Below are 21,227 nucleotides of genomic sequence, written 5' to 3'. Positions count from 1 at the left end.
TAGATTGAGAGGTGGTTAATAATGAGCCATAATAGGCAAAGCATAATAAGTATACAATATTGAATAGGGAACTTTGGGAAATAGGCCAGATATGTATAACGATTTCTTTGGGTTAAAAGAAACACCATTCACAATCGCACCCGATCCACGCTATCTTTTTATGAGCGAGCGGCATCGTGATGCCCTGGCGCATCTGTTGTATGGAATAGGAGCCGGTGGTGGTTTTGTGCTTCTCACCGGGGAAGTGGGCACCGGTAAAACTACCGTCTGTCGCTGCCTGCTGGAGCAATTACCGGCAAACGTCCGTCTCGCCTATATCCTAAATCCTAAGTTGAATGCCATTGAGCTGATGGCGACCATGTGCGATGAACTGGGTATTGAGTATGATCCCAAAGAATCGAGCTTAAAAACCTTTACCGATTTACTAAGCGGTCGTTTGCTGGACAATCATGAGCAGGGGTTAAATACCGTGCTGATGATTGATGAGGCTCAGAATCTAAGTGTCGAGGTTCTGGAGCAGATACGCTTATTGACCAACCTCGAAACCAACCAGAAAAAACTTCTACAGATTATTTTAATTGGTCAGCCAGAATTACAGGAGTTACTTGCCAAAAAAGAACTCCGTCAGTTGGCTCAGCGAATTACTGCACGATACCACCTACGTCCCTTATCGCTAAATGAAACCAAATCCTATCTAGAACATCGCTTAAGAATTGCCGGTGTTATGCGCCCGGTTTTTAAAGGCAAGGCCATAAAACTGATTCACAAGGCCAGTGGTGGTATTCCGCGCCTGATTAACGTGATCAGTGACCGGGCAATGTTAGGTGCTTTTGCTGAAAATCTTCATCATGTGGATGTTAGGACAGTCAATAAAGCGGTTGCTGAAGTTTTAGGTGAAAAAGCTGATATGGCTGAAAGTGGCTCGGTCATTAATCATTGGAAATGGGCTGTACCAACGCTATTGATTGGACTAACTTTAGGTGTCACCGCCTGGTCATTTGGTTTGTTCAATGATTCTGTTGGAATTCAGAATGAGCAAACAGTTAAGCAAAATGTGCAACTTTCAGATAACACAGAAACCATATTAATTAATCAACAAACACCAGAGTTTGAAAGTTCGGATAACTCAGCTCTTAATACCAATGAGGCTGATAGCGGAAATATCCTTGAGAAAATTCCCAAAAGTCCAAGCGAGCTAGCCGAAGAGTTCTGGGGTGAGCAAAGCTGGGATCGCAGTGGTGCGATAGCGAGCCAAAATTTGTTGGCTCTATGGGGTGTCAGTTACCTGCCATTTCAATCAGCAGACGCCTGCAATTTTGCGGCAAATTATAGTTTAGGCTGCGATCAGGGAATGGCTGACTGGAAACTCTTAAGCCAGCTCAATCGTCCTGCAAATTTAAAATTTACAACCTCACAGGGTGGGGATTTCTGGGGAACCTTGATTGAGATTCAGAATCAGTCAGTGGTTATGCAGTTTGGTGAAAATCAGGTGACGATCGAGCGTAAAAAACTCAATCCGATGTGGACTGGTGAATACCGATTGTTCTGGAAAAAACCTGCAGGATTTAGGGATCCGGTAGGGGTAGGCAGTCGTGGTGCGGAAGTTATATGGCTGACTAATTTCATCGAAATGTCGGAAGGGATTACCATTGAACCTGATAATGTGTTTTCAGAACAGGTTGCAGACTGGTTGGCATTGTTCCAAATGGAGCATGGTCTGATATCAGATGGCATTCTTGGCAAGCACTCGATCATGATGATTAACAATTCTGCTGAGCCGAGTATTCCAAAGTTGTTTGTCGAAAGTTTGCAGGTGGAAAATTAATGTCTTATATACTGGATGCAATTAAAAAAACAGAATCAGGCGAGAAGGACGGTGATGTTCCGAATTTAAACAGTGAACATCAACATACAGCTTTTGTCGAAGATGATGAAAGCAGACGTTGGTTAATTCCGATGCTGGTAGTGATAGGTATATTATTATCAGTGGTCATCTGGTTATTATTAAAGCCTGCAAATCTTCAAGAGAGCGTTCAAGCTATACCCAGTCAAAGCTCTCAAGATAACTTACAAGAAAACGTACAAGAAAACTCTCAGACATCACTTAATAGTCAACAGCCATTTTCAGCACAAGCTAAATCGCAGGTTGATATAGACACCGTAACTGAAACAACTGAGCCATCATCAGACATTGCCTCGAGTCAGTCTGGAGTTATCATTAAAAAAGCGCCATTAGAACTACAACAGCCTGTAGTGCAGGTTCAACCTCAGAGACAGCCGCAAAAGGTAGTTGAAACGATCAACACAAGGCCGGTAACTGAAGTAGTTCAAGATTCTGGAAGTGTTCAGAAACCAGTGCAACAATCTATGCAACAACCCGTAAGAACTAATGACGAACCTGTCTTTCTAGCAGCTATTGATCATGATCATTGGCCAACGTTGATTTATACCACCCATATTTATGCCACAGATCCCGATGACCGTTTTGTGATGCTAAATGGTAAGGCATATAGTATTGGCGATACGATTACTAAAGGAATGGTGGTTGCTGATATTCTGGAGAATGATTTATTGGTGGAGTACCAGGGACAGAAGGTCATTGTCCCCGGCTTGAGTGATGTTAATCCGTAATTGCCTGTTCGGATTTTTGCTCGACTTTATCAACGATATCGGCGCCATCGTCAGGTCGCATGATACTTGTAATCAGGTAACTGTCTTTAAAAAGCATATTGGCAGTTTCCTGAATTTGCTTAGCAGTAACCGCATCTAAACGCTCCATATAGTGAGTTAAATAATAATAGTCTATATTTTCGCGTTCATATAAAACAATTTGTCCCAGCCAGAACTGATTACTTTGTTGACCCTCAGTAAATGTCATGCGTCGCTGTTGCTTGATGTTATCCAGCTTATCTTGTGATAAAGGCTCACTAAGACTTTTCTTAATAACTTGCTGGATAACTTCAATTAAATTATTTTCATGTCCAGGCTCAGCGTTGAAACTGATAAGCAGATTGAACCACTCAGTTGGATAGCGATCGATGCTGGCATTAACACCAATAGAGTACACCTCGCCTAATTCCTCTCTAAGCTTGGCCTGCAATTCTTGTTGAAGTAGTTCCTCATATAGTCCCAAACGGAATCGAGTTTCGGAAATGTAGTTCTCAATAGGTTTATGAAATTGCAAGTTAACCTTAGTTTTTTCATCTAAAGCTGTATTACGTGAGAAATGGATATTGCGTTCAACTGTTCTAATTTTTTCATCACGCCAAGTTTCAGTGTTATCGGTTGCAGGTAGACTTGCAATGTATTGCTCAATTAGCGGCTTAATTTCTTCTTCCTTGATATTGCCGGTAATAACGAAGGTAAAATTATTCGCTTTTGAAAATCGTTGTTTGTAGAAATCTAAAGCAATTTTCGGATCAATTTGTTCAGCCTCTTCAACTGACCAGGGTTGTGATTTTGGGTGGTTGTCAGTGACCAATAAGTGTAACTCATCTGCGTAGCGCTGCTCTGGATCATTAAGACGATTGCGCTGATATTGAATAACAGACTCTTTATAATTTTGAGCAACAACCGGATCAATTTTTGGCTCGGTAAAATAGAGATGAATCAACTGAAACAACAACTCCAGATCCTTGGGCGCGCTACTGGCGGATAGTTGAGAATAGTAACGTCCCACATTCAAATTAAGTTGCACCGTTTTATCCTGAAGCTTTTTACCAAGATCAGTACGGGTGTAACTGCCAATGCCGGAAGAAGCTACCAGTTTCGCTGATTCCATTGCAGAGCGCTGCTGTTGCTTACTGGCAAGCGAGTATCCCCCCGGTGCATAAGCTACCAGCAATACTTCAGTGTTTGACAAATCACTGGGTCGAATGATTACGGTGGCACCATTACTCAACTGATATTTTGTGGCTTCAACCGCTTCTATTGAGGACTGATCAACAATACTGCCTTTTTCGGGTAGAGCTACCATCAGTGGAGCATCGAGTTCAGCTTCCTGGTAAGGTTCAACCTGAACAGATTGTTCCAGCTTTGTATAAAGGTCATTTTTTAGATCTTTAGCTGGCGCTTCATTCACTGGAGCATAGACGATAGTTGAGTGTAGTGGATTGGAGAGCAGTCGCTTAAAGTGTTCGGATATTTCAGACGCACTTATGGTTGGTAACACAGCCTCCAATAACAAATGGCGCTGAATGGTTGAGAAATAATGTTCACCATATAGGAAGTGTGACATATATTGTTCAGTTAGATGACTGGAGTGAGTGGAGTCCATGTCTTCTACTGCGAGTAAACTGCCGTTAAGGACTTCTTTGCGATAACGCTCAAGTTCAGTATCCAGAAAACCATGCTGTTCCACACGCTTCATTTCTTCAATCAGACGAGTGTAACCCTGACTGAAATAACCATCTTTAGGTGTGACCGAAAAATTAAACAGTAATTTGTCATTTCCTAATTGAGAATAGCCAAGTCCGGCATTTTCAAAAGGCTTCTCAGCACTTTCCGCCAGCTCATACATTCTTTTATTAAAAAGACTGACAACAATCTGATTAAGTAGTCGATAGCGCAGTGCATCATAGTCATCAAGGGTGACACTATGGGTTTGGTAGCGAATATTCAGGGAACTGCTGAGAATCTCCTGATCGGTAATGATTTCAAAATCAGGCTCCTGTTTTGCTGGAATTAAATATTCCTGAGGTTTTATGGCATTGGAGGGTTTAATCTGACCGATGGTGTTATTAAAAAATTTAACGGCATTTTCAGGATCAACATCTCCAGTAATGATTAGAGCCATATTGTGGGGTTGATACCACTTCTGATAAAAATCTCTCAGGTCATCCGCAGTCATGGCGTTAAGAGTCTCGTCGGTGCCGATGGGCATTCTCTTGCCATGTCTAGCATCACCAAAATTGATGGGTGTCAGCACTTCAGAGAGTCGCTCACCTAATCCTTTACGAGCACGTTTTTCCGAGAGGATGACTTTGCGTTCTTTCTCGACTTCTTCTGGCTCAAATTTGATGCCTGTAATCCAGTCATCAAGAATCAAAGCTATGGTTGACCAGTTATCTGGATTGTCGGTAGGGATTTCTAAATGGTATCGAGTACTGTCAAAACTGGTAAAGGCGTTAATATCCGAGCCAAAGCTCATGCCCAGACTTTCCAGTGTGGTGACCAGATCATTTTTATTAAAGTGAGTTGAGCCATTAAAAGCCATGTGCTCAACGAAATGAGCAGCACCACGTTCATGTTCTTCTTCCTGCAACGAGCCGACGTTTAGCAGTAGTGTGATGTAAGCTCTTTCTTCAGGTTTTCCATTAGGGTGAATATAGTAGCGGATACCATTTTTCAGCTCACCGGTTGTCACTTCTGGCGATAATGGAAGTCGATTGTTATCTTTTTCCGGAGCAAGAGTCTGACATGAGATCAGAAAACTGATGCACAGAAGTAACAAACTGAATCTTGTTTTGCTGATTTTGGAACTCAAGTTTTTAACCTCAATTGTTTAAATGTGTTATCTCGCGTTTTACTGCTATTAAATTCTTATCTGCTAAAGCTCGGAAAATGGAATATCGTTGACCAGATATCGGGGCAGTGAATTCTTCAACTTGTTTCCCAGATTTTTTGCCAAGCCAATGACAACTCCTTGGTAATGAATCGCAACCTCGCCTTTTTGCAGAGCTTCAGATTTGCTTATTGAAATATCTCGCCCCTGATAATACTCGACAGCCTGTTCGCTATTGAGTTCATAGGTTTGCTGAGTAAATTCATGACCAAAAGCGGTAACGGCCTGGTGCTGTAAGCGAAAACCACTGCGGTGACTTTCTGCCAGTTTAACACCTATCCTGTCCATGCGGATCTTGCCAATCAGCTTTTCAATACCCTGCGGGAAATACCAGATCTCTTTAGAACGTTGCCAAAGAAGATGTTTGATAGGGTCTAGCTGCCAGCCAAGTTCTGCGCAGTGTTTTGCCAAATCCTTGTAGTCTTTTTTTGATAGTTGGGTGAATGGAAAGCGTGCACCCAGGTCACTATCAAGCGCTAATTCTTCCTCAATGGTAGCTTCCTTTTTCTTAAAACAGGCTACAAAGAATCCCTCGCTGTCGAACAGGTGTGGGTAGACGTGCAGGTATCCCTCTTCGGTGGTAACGTTGTCTGCGCCGGCAAATAGTTGGTCGAGCGGGAAAACGCTCATGTCATCAGGGTATAGGTCTAGCAGGTGCTGACAGACCAGCTGATTTTCTTCTTTGGACAGAGTGCAGGTGGAGTAGACCAGAGTACCGCCGGGCTTGAGGGCTTTATAGGCACTGACGATCAGTTCTTTCTGAAGGTCTGACATGCTCAGTACACTGTCTAATGACCAATTGACCAAGGCTTCAGGATCCTTACGAACGGTACCTTCGCCGCCACAGGGAGCATCCAGCAATATCGCATCAAAGGTTTCGGGAGTCAGCTCTCCGAACTGACGTCCGTCATAATGACATAGAACCCCATTACTGACTCCGGTGCGCTCAAGGCTGCCGTAAAGCGTTTTGAGGCGTGATGATGATAGCTCGTTGGCAACCACCAGCCCCTGATTTTGCATACGGGCGGCAATCTGGGTGGTTTTGGAACCTGGTGCCGCCGCTACATCCAATACCATCATCGGTTCAGGATTGGCTGCGAACAATGCTGTGACAGGTAACATGGAGCTCGCTTCCTGAATATAAAACTGTCCTGCCAGATGAGGCAGGTAGTTACCGAATCCTTCGGGAAGAGGCTTATGGGTTTCATCAATCCAGAAGCCATCATCACACCAGGGAATGGGTTCCAACTGATAGCCAGCTACTTTCCATTGCTGGATAAAGGTTTCTCTATCGGCCCGTAATGAATTGATACGAATACTTTTACGTAATGGCTTCTGGCTAAAGTCTAGCAGTGCCTGCAAGGCGTCCGGATCATTGAGCTGCTGCGCAATGTGCTGAATAAAATCTTGTGAAATGTTCGTCATAATGCAGTGGCCATAAAGCTTAGCCATAGCAGGCTGTAAAGCTGGCAAAAAAAAGGGCATCAAATGGTGATGCCCTTTAGTTTACCTTGAAACGGCTTAATCGCCTAACGACAGCAGGGTAGCGTTACCGCCAATCGCCGCAGTGTTGTTGGTGCGAGTATGCTCAGTCGCAAAGCGGTGCAGATAGAATGGGCCACCTGCTTTAGGACCAGTGCCTGACAGACCTTGACCACCAAATGGCTGCACACCAACGGTTGCACCAATCATGTTGCGGTTGATATAGACATTGCCCACGCGTGCACGCTTATCAATGTAAGTGGCTGTGCTTTCGTTGCGTGAGTGGATACCTAGCGTCAAACCAAAGCCATAGCCGTTGATCTGATCGATAACCTGATCCAGCTCTTTAGACTTGTATTTGATGACGTGCAGAATCGGGCCGAACCATTCTTGAGTCAAGTCATTGATATGATTGATAAAGAAGGCTGTTGGAGCAAGGAAGCAGCCTTTCTCAAGACCAGCTGGCATTGGTGTTTCAGCAATCAGGTTGCCGGTAGCACGTAGTTGCTCAACATGACCTGCTAACTCTTCACGCGCAACAGCATCAATCACAGGACCAACATCAGTCGATAAATCAGTCGGATCGCCCAGTTTCAGTTCCTGCATGGCGCCAGAAAGCACTTCCAGAATGCGGTCTGCGACATCTTCCTGTACGTACAGTACGCGCAAGGCAGAACAACGCTGACCGGCACTGGTGAATGCCGATTGAATGACATCAGCAACAACCTGCTCTGGTAATGCCGAGCTGTCCACGATCATGGCATTCTGACCACCGGTTTCAGCAATCAGTGGTGATAACATGCCGTCACGAGTCGCCAGAGTACGGTTAATGGTTTGCGCAGTTGAAGTTGAACCGGTGAAGGCAACACCAGCAATTCGAATGTCAGATAAAATGACTTTACCGAAAGTTGAGCCACGGCAAGGAACAAACTGCAGCACGCTGGTTGGTACGCCAGCCTGATGCATTAATTGCACCGCACGATAGGCTACCAGAGTCGTTTGATCGGCTGGTTTAGCCAGAACGGTGTTACCGGCAACCAATGCCGCTACCACCTGACCCGTAAAAATGGCCAGTGGGAAGTTCCACGGACTGATACAGGCAAACACGCCGCGGCCTTGAAGGTAAAGGTGGTTACTCTCACCAGTAGGTCCCGGAAGAGTGATTTCCTGGCCAAAATCTTTACGTGCGTTATTGGCATAGTAGCGACAGAAATCGACTGCTTCGCGAACTTCATCAATACCGTCCTGCATCGTCTTGCCGCCATCACGACTACATAAAGCAATCAGCTCAGCTTCGTTTTCTTCGAAAACGTCAGCAATTTTCTCAAGAATTTGAGCGCGCTGCTCAACTGGCGTCATATCCCATGCAATGAAGTTCTTATGGGCAATTGTAAGAGCATCCAAAGCCAATTCTTCACTGACCTTATGCACTGTACCAATCTGATGAGTGTTGTCATAAGGGCAGAATACGGCTTCTTCGTTAGTGGTAATTTCTTTACCGTCAATAATGGGCTTAGCGTGCCATTGATTGTCTAAATACTGTTGTACGTTTTGCATAAAAGGCTCGATCTGGCTGTTAATGTGGAGATTAGTACCTGCTGAATTCACACGGTCAGGACCATAGATATGTGGTGGCAACGGAATCCGATCATTGTGCAAGGTCGGGTAACGCTTTAGCACAAGACACGGATGTTCAACCAGGCTCATCACCGGAGTGGCTTTATCCACCAGCTGATGAACGAAGGAAGTATTGGCACCATTTTCCAATAAGCGACGTACCAGGTAAGGAAGCAAATCTTTATGGTTCCCTACTGGTGCATAAATACGGCATTTCAAACCCGGATAGCGTTCCAGTACTTTGTCATACAGAATCTCACCCATGCCATGCAAGCGTTGGAATTCAAAGTCACGACGTTCGCCCGCCATCTCCATAATGCTGAAAACGGTTTGCGCGTTATGAGTCGCAAACTGTGGGTAGAAGCTATCTTTGGTGCTCATGATAAAGCGAGCACAGGCCAGGTAGGACACATCTGTTCCGGCTTTACGGGTAAAGACAGGGTAGTTGCTCAGGCCAGCCTGTTGCGACCATTTAATCTCTGAGTCCCAGTAAGCACCTTTTACCAGTCGGATTGGAATACGACGACCATGCTTGCGGGATAATGCATCCAACCAGCCAAGTACTGGCAGTGCTCGTTTAGAGTAAGCCTGAACTACCATGCCCAGCCCTGCCCAGCCCTGACATATTTCCGAAGTGTAAAGCGCTTCAAAAATATCCAGAGATAATTCCAGGCGATCAGCTTCTTCGGCATCGATGGTTACTGCAACATCCAGTTCACGAGCCTGCTTGACCAGTTTTAGCAAGGTATCAACCATCTCCGTCATGACGCGGTCTTTCTGGCCGACTTCATAACGCGGATGCAGTGCTGATAGCTTGATTGAAATACTAGGAGCTAACTGGCCTTCTTTAACTTTAACCTGACCAATTTCAGAAATGGCTTTGCTGTAGGCTTCGTAATAACGTTGCGCATCATGGGCGGTATAAGCCGCTTCACCCAACATATCAAACGAGTGGGTATAGCCTTTCTCAACACTTTTAGCGCCACGCTTCATGGCTTCTTTGATGCTGCGGCCTAAAACGAATTGGCGACCCATTAGACGCATCGCCTGGTTCATAGCCTGACGAATGACCGGCTCACCAAACTTGGCAATCAGACCTTTTAATAAAGTATCAGGTTTACCATCGCCGTCCTGATCAACGTCGACAATTTTACCGGTTAGCATTAAGCCCCAGGTCGAAGCGTTAACCAGAATAGACTCACTTTGACCGGTATGTTTTTTCCACTCAGCAGCACTGAGTTTGTCTCGAATTAACGCATTAGCAACATTGGCATCAGGAATACGCAACAGCGCTTCCGCCAGGCACATCAGAATCACACCCTCCTTGGTACTCAGACTATATTGCTGCAAAAAGGCTTCAACACCTTCTCGCGACTTACTGCTCTGGCGAATTTCTTCAACCAGTTGCGAAGCCTGATGAGTAATGATATTTACGGTTTTGTCGTCTGGAGTAGCGAGCTCTAACAATTCTTGTAAGTAGCCCGATTCATCGACAGAGTAGTTTTGGGTGATAATTTCCTGCCACTCGCTCAGCGAGAGTTGCTGATAGGAATCTGACAGGATTTGACTGGCTTTAAACATTACGGCAATTACCTAATAACAATGTACTGGTTAGGTTTATCAGAACCTAAAGTACAACCTGAAAACGTCAACGCCAACCGGAGCGCTGACGGCGTTTCATGCTAACACGGGATAATACCCAGCTGATTAGCATGCCCACTAGCAGGACTAATGCGCCTGCGTAAAACACATCGCTGTGAAAACGATCTTTTAGCAGTTCGTTTTGCTGGCGAAGTTTATCCGACTCGTTTTGCAGTTCGGAAACCTGTTGTTGCAGCTGATCATTCAGCGCAATGACATTCTCTTTATCAGCAATCTGCTGTTTGGTCTGAGCAAGCTCCTGTTTCAGTGCATCGTGCTCAACCTGTAGTGCTGAATATAGGGCCTGTACCGTTGGCTGGTCGGTAATGTATTCGGTTTGGATCCAGCCTTCGTCACCATCGGCAGTACGCACCTGGCTACTTTTATTTTCAACGTCGGAAGCCAAAACTTCGATAGGGGTTCCGGCAACTACTCGACCAATGACACGATAACGATTGGTCGGGCCGCTTCGCATAACTACGCCAATATCATCGGATACATAATAGTTGCTTTGTGCGGCTGTGTTTTGAGCTGGATCAGCTGCTTGTGCAAACTGGTTGGTGGTCAGCAATAAAAACACTAATAGTAGACGAAACATAAACTTTCCTAACGGTTAAATTTTGAGCTTAATCGTAAATAAAGGGGCAAGTATATAGCAGGTATTCGGAGGGGGGAAGGGGCAGAATTAAGACTTATTGGCTTATAACTGCAAGCTATTCTAATGGAAATAAAAAAACGGCCTTAAGTCATTGATAAAGAAGACTTAAAGCCGTTTTAATCAGTCTGTTAACTGGCTAACAAATCAACCAGAAAACACTCTTTTTGTCTTATCAGGCTACAAACAACGCCTTAAAGATAAAGAAGAAGGTAACCGATAGGATCGCGCCCGCAGGTAGTGTTACAACCCAGGAGACAAAGATGTTACGGACAACACCTAAGTTCAGAGCCGCGATTCCGCGTGCCATACCAACACCAAGAACCGCACCGACCAGAGTCTGTGTGGTTGAAATTGGCAGACCAGCACCACTGGCGATAATAACCGTTGAAGCCGCTGCTAATTCAGCCGCAAAACCACGGCTTGGTGTCAGGTGAGTAATCTTTTTACCGATGGTGGCCATTACTCGGCTTCCAAGCACGATCAGACCAATCACGATACCAATTGCACCGACTAACAGGATACGAGGGTCAACTGATGCTTTAGCACCAATTTCACCACCGTTCTGGATAACGCTAACAACTGCAGCCAAAGGTCCAATCGCATTCGCAACATCATTTGAGCCGTGAGCAAAAGCCATGCCACATGCAGTAACAATCATTAACACTGCAAACACTTTCTCTACGTTGGCAAAGTGGTAGTCTTTATCGGCTTCTTTTTCCATCTTGATGCGGCTGATGAAAATTGCACCAATGATTGCAATGATGGCACCAATGCCAATTGCAATCAGGTAGGTTTCAGTCAGGCTCAAGGAAATGTCTTTGTCTTTGAAGATATGTTTTAAGCCTTTCATGATGGTAACCAATGCCATCACGAAACCGGCCAGGAACATATAGAAAGGAACATAACGCTTGGCCATATCAAAAGGATTCTGGGTGTTAAGAATCAGCTTCTGTACGCTCAGGACAATCAGGAAAGCAATCACACCTGCAATGAATGGCGTAATAACCCAGCTCCCAACAATTGAGCCAACTTTGCCCCAGCTAACTGCATCAATACTGACACCAACCGCTGCGAAACCAACGATAGCACCAATGATTGAGTGGGTGGTTGATACTGGCCAGCCAAATCTAGAAGCTAGAACCAGCCAGATGCCCGCCGCCAGTAGCGAGGCCATCATACCAATAATCAGCAGCTCAGGTGTTCCCTCAAAGTAACTGGAATCAATGATTCCTTTACGAATGGTCTGAGTTACCTCACCACCTGCCAGGTATGCACCGGCAAATTCAAAAATCGCTGCGACAAAAATGGCCTGCTTAAGTGTCAGTGCCTTGGCGCCTACAGACGTCCCCATTGCGTTGGCAACATCGTTGGCGCCAATACCAAACGCCATTAAGAAACCAAACGCGACCGCTATCCAGATAAAGGTATCGGCATTTTGTAATATAAAATCCACAAGTTCCCCCGGTTTATCGAGCTATCATCATTTCAAGGCGTGAACCGACGCTTTGAGCGCTGTCAGCTAAATCACCGATTTGTTGAACTACCTTATACATAAACATGACCTGTACTGGCGGTAATTCGTTTTCCTGTTCAAAAATCTTGAACAGAAGCTCACGTTGTAATTCGTCTGTGTCGTTTTCGATCATGTCCAGTTGATCAATCATTTCTTCAACCAGACTGGCTTCACGGCCTCTAAAGCCGGTAGCTAATAGTTCATCAAGCTCATTGATCGCCTTGAACGCCTGAGCTGACGCATCCAATGAACGCTGTAATAGACCCATCAGGTCATCATTTACGTTCGACGGGAATTGCATCTTACGACCAAAAACAAGGCCTGAAATATCGCGAGCGATATTGGCAATTTTGTCTTGTTTACTGAGAAGGGCGAGGAGGTCGGTACGGGCAACAGGAAGGAATAAGCCTTTTGGCAGGTGCATGCGAAGGTCATGCTTTAAGTCATCCGCTTCATTTTCCAGTTCACGGATGCGGGTTCTTAGCTGGTCAGCCTTATCCCAGTTGCCTTCAATAGTAGCCTGGAAAAAGTTTTTCAGTTCAGAAGCACACTCATGAACTTTCTCCATATGATCCTGCATAGGACGAATCGGTGATGACGCAAAAAGGTCAAGAATCGAATTAGCCATGTATCCCCCAATGGATTGTCTGGGCCAACAAGTAAAGGTGCACATTATAAGCAAGCGAGCACTTGCATACCAGACTTAACGATTGGCAATTCCCAATTCGCGCTGTAAACTGCATTGAATCACTCAAACGAACCTGAGTATAAATTAAGGCATGTCGATCGAAATAGAAATAAAACTATCAGCGACGCCCGACAAAATTAGTGATATAAAACAATGGGTTAGCGATAGATTCTCGGGAGAGGGTGATTGGCAGGAAAAGCAGCTGGCCAACACCTATTTCGACACGGAGAATCACAAGCTCAGAGAGATGGAAATCGGGCTCAGAATACGTCGGGACGGCGATAAATTCATCCAGTCGGTAAAATCTGCCGGTAGGGTGGTTGGTGGTCTGTTTCAGCGCAATGAGTCTGAGGTTGAACTTCCGACCAATGAACTTGACCTGCAGGCAGTCGACGAGCCTTATCTCATGATTCTGCTGGAAGAGGCTGAAGAAGAAGATGGGCCTGTTCAGCCAGCCTTTAACACCGACTTTTTAAGACGTCAGATATTTGTCAAAGAAGGCGAAAGCCAGATAGAAATCGCGCTGGATGTCGGCTCCATTCGTTGTAAAGACCATAAGCTGGATATCTGCGAAGTAGAGCTTGAGCTCAAAGAAGGTGAACCCTCAGCATTATTCAGTCTGTGTCAGGAATTAATCGAAAAGTTTGATCTGGTCTTAGATAGCGCCAGTAAGGCTGAACGCGGCTATAGTCTGTGTCAAAGACCTTCTCCTTACCTAAGGCAGTTGAGAGTGGTTGAATTAACCGCTAAATCCTCTGCCGAAGCGGCATTTGAAACTATTGCACATACTGGTCTCGGACATTGGCAGCATTATATCAAACAGATTAAACGTGAAGTGACCATTGATCATGTCCTGCAGCTCAACCGAGCACTGATGTTTATGCAACACATGTACTCGGTATTTGCACCGATGATTCCTCGTCATGCTCTCAGTAGCTTGCGCAGTGACTGGCGTGAAATCACTAAAAACTTTTCCAAATTATTAAAAGTTGCTCAAGAAATTAACTGGCTCAATAACGGAAAGCTGTATGGTTTTACCTATGAAGAACTGTCAGATTTCGAAAAGGGGTTACGCAAAGCTTTTCAACGAGAGGGCAACCAGTTTACTGAATATCTCAAATCATCCTCCTATAACTTAAAGTTATTACATTTTTCGCGTTGGCTGTATTTAAAAGAATGGCGTAATGCATTTAAAAATGGGGGCGGTCAAAGACTCAAGAAAGAAATTTTCCCATTCGCCATCCGTCAGTTGCAGCACCAGCTCTTTGATATAAAACGTCATTTAACGGGTAAAGAAGAACTGACCGAAAATGATTATCTGGCCTACCTGCCAAGAATGTATCGAACTCTGGATATTGGTTTGTTTTTCGGTAGCTTGTTTGAAAACAAAAAACGCAAAGCCTATCGCCAAAGATGGGTCGATCTTGTTGCGAGCATTGAGCTCTTCAAACAGCTCGAGTTTATCCGTCGAGCGTTAAAAACCGAAGACCGTGTGGATGAGCGTTTGGAACGCACCGAAAAAGATATTCTTGATGCCTTATTCACTATGCGTACCAGAGCGTTAGAAGAAAACCCGTATTGGAATTAGGCTGTCATTGCGAGGAGTGAAGCGACGCGGCAATCTGGTTAAGCTTTGAATAACTTTATCGAGATTGCTTCGCCATTAGGTCAATAAAGTCGACCTCATTCCTCGCAATGACGGAGTTATGTTTGAATAAGGAATTGGTTTTAAGCTAGTTGTTAAATCTTTCTTTTAATTCTTCTGCAATAAAATTCTTATCAATATCAATTTCAATATTTAAAGTGGGTAAATCAACCGTTGCTAAGTCATATTTGTTCTTTCCATAAAGAATACCACTTACAGTTTCATCATAAACAACATTCCATCCATTAATGCTATCACGCTTCTTTGATTCTAAAATAATATTAACGTTGAAGAGCTCTCCTGATAGGTCTAGTACTTGGAACCAAAGTCTAAAACTGACTTCGGGGTCTTTATCACCCGTAAAGTTAAAAGAATCCTTAGTTGGGTTGAACTTATCAAAGTACTCTCTTACAAACATTTGTTTGTGAATACTCTTATCGCTATTTAGTGTGGCGCTGATAAACCCTTTGTAAGTTCTTTCTGTTTTATTGTCGTCTTTATAGGCGTGTCCGACTTGGCTATAAAGATGAACTGCAAGAATTATTAGAATTCGAAAAATCATTATTGTTCCTTAACCAACTTCTTCTGCGCCTGTTCCAAGATTGGTGGAATAGGGCAGTTCAAACACTCGGCAATTGCACGCAGTAATTCAATTTCTCGAGGGTTCACTTTGCCATCATGGGTCACAGCGTCTTCGAGTGCTTGTATCAATGGCTTTTTCAGCATTGGTGTTAATTGATTGAGGCGCTTCAATGCCTGGTGGAAGGATTCAGCGTCAAAGGTCTTATCAAGCAATGGTGACGGGTCTTTGACAAAAGGCTGAATCAGTTTTGAATACAGCGCTTTCTTGTCTTCGTCACTTTGCCCTGTGCTGTGGATAGTGGCGGAAAGAATCACTTCGATCTCATGAGTAACCGCACTAAATCTCTTGATGCTATTGCTTGATCCTTGCCCGCTGTCACTGAGGTTTTTTTGCAAGATCGAATACAGCACATATTCAAACTCAGATATGTGACTATCCAGATGAATAGCTTGTCGTAATAAGCTGAGAAAGCCTTTGCGCTCGGTAGCGCTTAATCGACGTAGACTCGGTATGGAAATATCCAGAATGGCCAGACGTAAATGGCGCTGTTCCTTGGTGATATGTCGGGCTAGCTCAAGGACCTGGTCAGCATCTTTTTGACTAGTCTTTTCGGCAATAAGATTCAACACAGGTTCCGACATCTGATTATCGTCACTCAGCAATAAAGCTAAAGCCAGATGCATGGCATGATTATTGGAGTGATGGCTATGGGCAGCTTGTCGAATCACTTCGGGTAACGCCAGCAATAAAGCTCCGGCAGCATGTTGGTGCAAAGTCGTCGGCTGGCCGATAGTTTCTACAATGGCGTCAAAACCAAAATCCATGGCGGGTTTTTCTTCTTTTTCCAGCTCGATATCTTCGTATTCTTGCTGCTGGGCCATTTCACGCAGGCGCTGTTCTTCAATCTGTTTCGCCAAATTGCGCCAGCCCGGCATAATCGCCGTCAGGCGCTTTTCAATCGGAGGGTGCGAGGCAAGACCGCTGAAATTCAACTTAATCGGCTCCGAAATACACATATGGCTGGTTTCTTCCGCATGTGAGTTTTTCAGCAAGGAGCCTTGTTGCCTGATTTTAATAAAGGCTCCGGCTAGACCTTCATTGTCGCGGGCATATTGAACCGCTGAAGCATCTGCCAGAAATTCACGTTGTCGAGAAATAGCTGCTTTAATCAGGCGACCAAAGAAGAGTCCTATATAGCCGATAATGAATAGTGATATACCAATGACAAAAATCGCAACTACCGCATTGCCGCTATCTTTGTTACTGCTTCGAATATTTCCATAGCGAATGTATCGCATGACAAAATACCCTGCCTGACCAATTAACAAAATGCCTGCCAGAACCGCTATCAGTCGCACATTGATACGCATATCAGAATTAAAAATATGACTGAATTCATGCGCTACAACGCCCTGAAGTTCCTGACGACTCAGGTTCTCAAGCGCGCCACGTGTAACCACCAGTACCGTATCGCTGGTTTCCAATCCTGCGACGAAGGCATTGATGGTTTCTTCTTCATCCATCACATAGACCGTAGGTACTGAAGTCCCCGAGGCGATGGACATTTCTTCCACTACGTTAAGCAGGCGTCGTTCCAGTAGGTCATTGGTATCAGGCAGGATTTCGCGAGCCTTAACCATTGAGGCAACTGCTTTGCCTCCAGCACTGAGCTGGAACCAGCGGAACAGAGAGCCCATCACAATCAGTAGTAAAGTACCTATGGTAACGGCATAAAACCAGGAGTGTTGAAACCAGTCTGTTATGGAGAAAGGGTATTCCGGAGATGTCTGCGATCGAACAATCAGGAAACCAATCAGATTGAGTACTGCGATAATCAGTATCACAGCCATAAGAAAGTAAAAAACAAGCAGCCGGGTTTTCTTCCTGGCTGCTTCTTGATGCTCAAAAAAGTCCATTCTTGTTATTGCTTATCAGTTGATGAAAAGGAAAGGTTTAATCAAAAGAAACTTTAACGGCTTCTCTGGCTTCCTCGTTTTCAACTTCAAACAGTTCGGCTTCCTGGAAACCAAATGGATTAGCAATAAAGTTATTAGGTACCTGCTCACGGTATGTGTTGTATTGCATGACCGCATCATTATAGGCCTGACGTGCGAATGCTATTTTGTTTTCGGTGGTGCTTAACTCTTCCATCAACTGTGCCATATTCTGGTTGGCTTTCAGATCAGGGTAATTCTCTGATAGGGCGAATAAACGACCTAAGGCACCGGTTAACTGACCTTCTGCCTGATTTATGTTTTTGATGGCATTAGGATCTTCAGGGTGATCTGCGGCTGCCTGGTTGGCAGAGACCGCCATATTTCGTGCATTGATTACGGCTTCAAGCGTTTCACGCTCATGCTTCATGTAACCTTTGGCTGTTTCAACTAAATTAGGGATTAAGTCATAACGACGATTAAGCTGTACATCGATTTGTGCGTAGGCGTTTTTGAAACGATTGCGCAGACTGACCAGCTTATTGTAAATCCCGACTACAAACAGGATTAACGCGACGATGATGACTAAAGTGATAATGGTACCCATGTAAGATGCTCCTTATTCATTGTTATCAGCCTATCCTATCAATGTTTATCTGAGTGATAAATTATTAGTTTGCATTAAAATGTAATAAATCTTACAACATCAATAGCTTAAATTCGGGCAAATACGTTAGGATAAGCGGGCCCAGAGCATAAATAACCACTTATAGTCGACTTATTCATGATGCAGATAGCACCTATTCCAGAAGCACTGAAAGCAGAAGCGGAAAAGAGAACTTCACAATGGCTTGAGGCATTGGAAACTGCCTATTCCGGTGATATGGATCAGGTTAAGCGCATACTTTGCGGCAGTGATTATCTGTATCACTGGGCGAAACGAAAGCCTCAGTGGTTGGTGGATGCATTGGCTGCTGACTTGAGTAGCCTGTCCTCTCATATCCTGAATATTCAGCAGAACCTGGATACCAGCTGGCCTGAATACGAAGTAAAACAATTTTTGCGTCATCAACGTCATTACTGGTCCATGCAAATTGCAGTGGCCGATATTCTGCAATTGCTGCCCATCCGTCAGATCTGTTATTTGCAGTCAGTCCTGGCAGAGCAGTTGATTAACTGTGCGCAGGACTGGAGTTATCATCAAACCTGTCAGCAATATGGTGTGCCGGTTTCCGAAACCGGTGAACAGCAGCATTTGCTGGTATTGGCGATGGGTAAGCTGGGCGGTGAGGAACTTAACTTTTCATCTGATGTGGATCTGATTTTCGGTTACCCCGAAGATGGCGAAACGCGAATCAGCGAAGAGCAACGCAAGTCGATTGAGAATCAGGTGTTCTTCATGCGCCACGGGCAAAAGCTGATCAGTTTGTTGTCCGACAATACTGCCGATGGATTCGTTTACAGGGTCGATATGCGTTTACGACCCTATGGCCAAAGTGGCGCTTTGGTAGCCAACTTTAATGCACTGCAGGATTACTATCTGGAGCAGGGGCGTGAGTGGGAACGCTTCGCCATGATTAAGGCGCGAATCCTGCAGGCTCATCCTCATTTCCGCGAACAGCTGGTTAATATCATTCGCCCCTTCAGTTTTAGGCGGTATATTGATTTCAGTGTCCTCGAATCGATTCGCCAGTTAAAGCAGAAAATCAGCGCGGAACTATTACGTAAAGATGCGCAAAACAATATCAAGCTAGGTGATGGCGGTATCCGCGAGTTGGAATTTATTGTGCAGAGCTTGCAGCTAATCAGTGGTGGCCGTCATCCTCAGTTGCAGGCTAAAAACTGGTGGCAGGCACTTGAAGCTTTAGTGCAGCAGAATCTGCTTAAACAAGAAGATGCTGACGAACTAAAAACAGCTTACGAGTTTCTGCGTAAACTGGAAAACTGCTTGCAGATTCGTGCTGACAAACAAACCCAGGATTTACCCGATAGTGACGAAGAAATGCAGGCAATTGCATTGCTGATGGGCTTTACCGATTGGCAAGGTGTTCAACAGGAACTGGAGCAGCATCAGAAGATAGTCGCCAACTTTTTTAAGGGTCTGTTCCATGATCCTAAAGAAGAGCATAGCCATAATGATGCCATACCGGTTCTCGAACAGTTATTACAGGGTCAGCTCGATAGCGAACAGCAAAGCAAAACGTTAGTGCAATATCATCTATCAGAAGAAACCTTGAAGGAGCTGCAGAGGTTCAGGCAGGAATTTTCAGAGCGCAAAATTGGAGCCAGAGGTTTTGCCCGTCTAGAGCAATTGCTTCCTCATCTGGTTATCCAAGCCAGCAAGCAGAAAGATACCGATAAAACCTTGATTAGAAGTTTAGAGGTTTTACAAGGCATTGGCCGACGCACTGCTTATTTTGAAATGTTAGCCGAGAATATTCCCGTACTCGAATTTTTGGTACAGCTAGTATCGCGCTCCAGCTGGTTAGCTCGGCAGTTAGCGATTTATCCTTCACTTCTGGACGAACTTTTATTCCCCAGTAATTTTGGCAAGCAGCTGACCAAAGATAATTTAGCCAATCAATTACAGCAGGCCATGATGCGTATCGAAATGAATCAGACCGAAGAGCAGTTGCTAGCCTTGAGCCGATTCAAACAATCAAGTCAGTTTAAAATTGCTGCCGGAGATTTAACCCGCCGTTTTGATATCAGTGAAGTGTCGCAACAGTTAACGGATCTTGCGGAAGTCATTATGGAGTATCTGCTTCAGTTGGCCTGGAATGAGGTCACTGCCAAGCATGGTCGACCAAAGCAGGATGCTGGCGAATTGGTGAAGGATTTTCTGGTGCTGGGTTACGGCAAACTTGGTGGTGATGAATTGGGCTATGGCTCGGATCTTGATCTGGTGTTTTTATATCAGGGTGAGCCAGATTCAATGACTGAGCTTACCGGAGAGCAGGGTAAACCATTGGAGCTGCATCAGTTCTATACACGGTTAGCCCAACGATTAGTTCATTACCTGGGAACGCGCACTCAGCAGGGAATCATGTATGAAGTTGATACGCGGTTGCGGCCTTCTGGCAGAGCTGGCATGTTAGTAAGTCATATTGATGCCTTTGAAAAGTATCAGCTTGGCGAGGCCTGGACCTGGGAGCATCAGGCCTTGGTCAGAGCGCGACCAGTTGCCGGCGACAGCGGCTTAAAGGACAGTTATCTCCATCTGCGAAGCAAAGTCTTAAGTTGTGATAAAAGGGAGCATCTTGCTAAAGACGTCATAAAAATGCGTAAAAAAATGCGCGACAATCTGGATAAAACCGATGCGCGACTTTGGGATATTAAGCAAGGTTCTGGAGGACTGGTTGATATAGAGTTTCTGGTTCAATATTGGGCTTTGAAATACTCAAAGCAGTTATTGGAGAAGCACTCGGTCAACGAGTTGCCTTTTAATAATGTGGACTGGCTACAGTTGCTGGCAGGAAATGACCTTATCGATAAGAGTACCCGTGATTGTATGATGGAGAATTATCGATTACTCAGAGATATTGCTAATGCGAGGGCGCTACAGAATCAACCTGCGCTGTTGCCTAAAGATGAGCTAACCGAACAGCGCCAGGCGATTGTCGTTTTATGGCAATCGACATTTAAGCACAGCGATGTAGAATGAATATAGATATAGAGTCAACAAAGGAGTCGGTTATGACCAGTCAGGTGGCTAAGCAGTCTGTTGAAAACCAGGAAGTGATTAAGGTAAAAGACAGTGATTTACCATTACATTGCCCAATGCCCGATCAGACTTTATGGAATCAGCACCCGCGAGTTTTTATGGCGTTTGATAAAGAAGGGCGCGCTAGCTGTCCCTACTGTGGTAATCGTTACCAGCTCATCAAGTAATCTCTACCAATT

14 protein-coding genes are annotated in these 21,227 nt (G+C 44.7%); 5 read left to right on the top strand and 9 right to left on the bottom strand.

The genetic code is table 11. The features are described from left to right. Positions 1-91 precede the first annotated feature (91 nt). Entirely contained in the window at positions 92-1,825 is a 1,734-nt protein-coding gene (locus tag CW740_RS10115; RefSeq protein ID WP_106647382.1) for an ExeA family protein, read from the top strand. Next, positions 1,825-2,631: a general secretion pathway protein GspB gene (locus CW740_RS10110; protein ID WP_106647381.1), complete on the top strand. Its 807-nt coding sequence runs from the start codon at positions 1,825-1,827 to the stop codon at positions 2,629-2,631. The genes CW740_RS10115 and CW740_RS10110 overlap by 1 nt, the downstream gene beginning before the upstream one ends. On the opposite strand, the gene CW740_RS10105 is transcribed toward CW740_RS10110, so the two are convergent. The 6 genes from CW740_RS10105 to CW740_RS10080 all read right to left on the bottom strand — a co-directional run bounded on the left by CW740_RS10105 (position 2,621) and on the right by CW740_RS10080 (position 13,102). Next, the gene (locus CW740_RS10105) at positions 2,621-5,485 is read right to left on the bottom strand and encodes a M16 family metallopeptidase (RefSeq protein ID WP_106647380.1); all 2,865 of its coding nucleotides are present in this window, start codon (positions 5,483-5,485) and stop codon (positions 2,621-2,623) included. The genes CW740_RS10110 and CW740_RS10105 overlap by 11 nt on opposite strands. 63 nt (positions 5,486-5,548) lie before the next feature. Then, positions 5,549-6,988, bottom strand: coding sequence for a 16S rRNA (cytosine(1407)-C(5))-methyltransferase RsmF (rsmF, locus tag CW740_RS10100; protein ID WP_106648162.1), 1,440 nt, complete (start codon positions 6,986-6,988; stop codon positions 5,549-5,551). Between the two features lie 96 nt (positions 6,989-7,084). After that, positions 7,085-10,243, bottom strand: coding sequence for a bifunctional proline dehydrogenase/L-glutamate gamma-semialdehyde dehydrogenase PutA (gene putA, locus CW740_RS10095; RefSeq protein ID WP_106647379.1), 3,159 nt, complete (start codon positions 10,241-10,243; stop codon positions 7,085-7,087). Positions 10,244-10,310: 67 nt separating this feature from the next. Then, positions 10,311-10,901 (bottom strand): TIGR04211 family SH3 domain-containing protein, encoded by a 591-nt coding sequence (locus CW740_RS10090; protein ID WP_106647378.1) that lies wholly within the window; start codon positions 10,899-10,901, stop codon positions 10,311-10,313. Positions 10,902-11,133: 232 nt separating this feature from the next. Continuing rightward, positions 11,134-12,414 carry an inorganic phosphate transporter gene (locus CW740_RS10085; protein WP_106647377.1) on the bottom strand — a complete coding sequence of 427 codons (1,281 nt, stop codon included), beginning with the start codon at positions 12,412-12,414 and terminating at the stop codon, positions 11,134-11,136. A 13-nt stretch (positions 12,415-12,427) separates the two neighbouring features. Beyond that, positions 12,428-13,102 (bottom strand): TIGR00153 family protein, encoded by a 675-nt coding sequence (locus CW740_RS10080; protein ID WP_106647376.1) that lies wholly within the window; start codon positions 13,100-13,102, stop codon positions 12,428-12,430. Between the two features lie 151 nt (positions 13,103-13,253). On the opposite strand from CW740_RS10080, the gene CW740_RS10075 reads away from it, so the two are divergent. Beyond that, the gene (locus CW740_RS10075) at positions 13,254-14,750 is read left to right on the top strand and encodes a CYTH and CHAD domain-containing protein (RefSeq protein WP_106647375.1); all 1,497 of its coding nucleotides are present in this window, start codon (positions 13,254-13,256) and stop codon (positions 14,748-14,750) included. Positions 14,751-14,895: 145 nt separating this feature from the next. Here the strand turns inward: CW740_RS10075 and CW740_RS10070 are convergent, their stop codons facing one another. From CW740_RS10070 to CW740_RS10060, 3 genes are read right to left on the bottom strand one after another with little or no spacing between them, the layout of a single operon-like run. Further along, positions 14,896-15,369, bottom strand: a complete 474-nt coding sequence (locus CW740_RS10070) for a hypothetical protein (protein WP_106647374.1) — start codon at positions 15,367-15,369, stop codon at positions 14,896-14,898. Further along, positions 15,369-17,306: a M48 family metallopeptidase gene (locus tag CW740_RS10065; protein WP_106647373.1), complete on the bottom strand. Its 1,938-nt coding sequence runs from the start codon at positions 17,304-17,306 to the stop codon at positions 15,369-15,371. The genes CW740_RS10070 and CW740_RS10065 overlap by 1 nt, the downstream gene beginning before the upstream one ends. 37 nt (positions 17,307-17,343) lie before the next feature. Then, on the bottom strand, positions 17,344-17,931 hold the full coding sequence (locus CW740_RS10060; RefSeq protein ID WP_106647372.1) for a LemA family protein: 588 nt from the start codon (positions 17,929-17,931) through the stop codon (positions 17,344-17,346). A 177-nt stretch (positions 17,932-18,108) separates the two neighbouring features. Here CW740_RS10060 and glnE point away from each other — a divergent pair, with 177 nt between their 5' ends. Both glnE and CW740_RS10050 read left to right on the top strand, forming a co-directional pair. Then, entirely contained in the window at positions 18,109-20,988 is a 2,880-nt protein-coding gene (gene glnE, locus CW740_RS10055; RefSeq protein ID WP_106647371.1) for a bifunctional [glutamate--ammonia ligase]-adenylyl-L-tyrosine phosphorylase/[glutamate--ammonia-ligase] adenylyltransferase, read from the top strand. Then, complete coding sequence (locus CW740_RS10050) at positions 20,985-21,215, top strand: zinc-finger domain-containing protein (protein ID WP_264755030.1); 231 nt, start codon at positions 20,985-20,987, stop codon at positions 21,213-21,215. The genes glnE and CW740_RS10050 overlap by 4 nt, the downstream gene beginning before the upstream one ends. Positions 21,216-21,227: the final 12 nt, after the last annotated feature.

Source organism: Kangiella profundi (assembly GCF_002838765.1).
Classification (GTDB): domain Bacteria; phylum Pseudomonadota; class Gammaproteobacteria; order Enterobacterales; family Kangiellaceae; genus Kangiella; species Kangiella profundi.
Note: the sequence above shows the minus strand (reverse complement) of the source record. Positions and strands in the feature narration are given on the sequence as shown.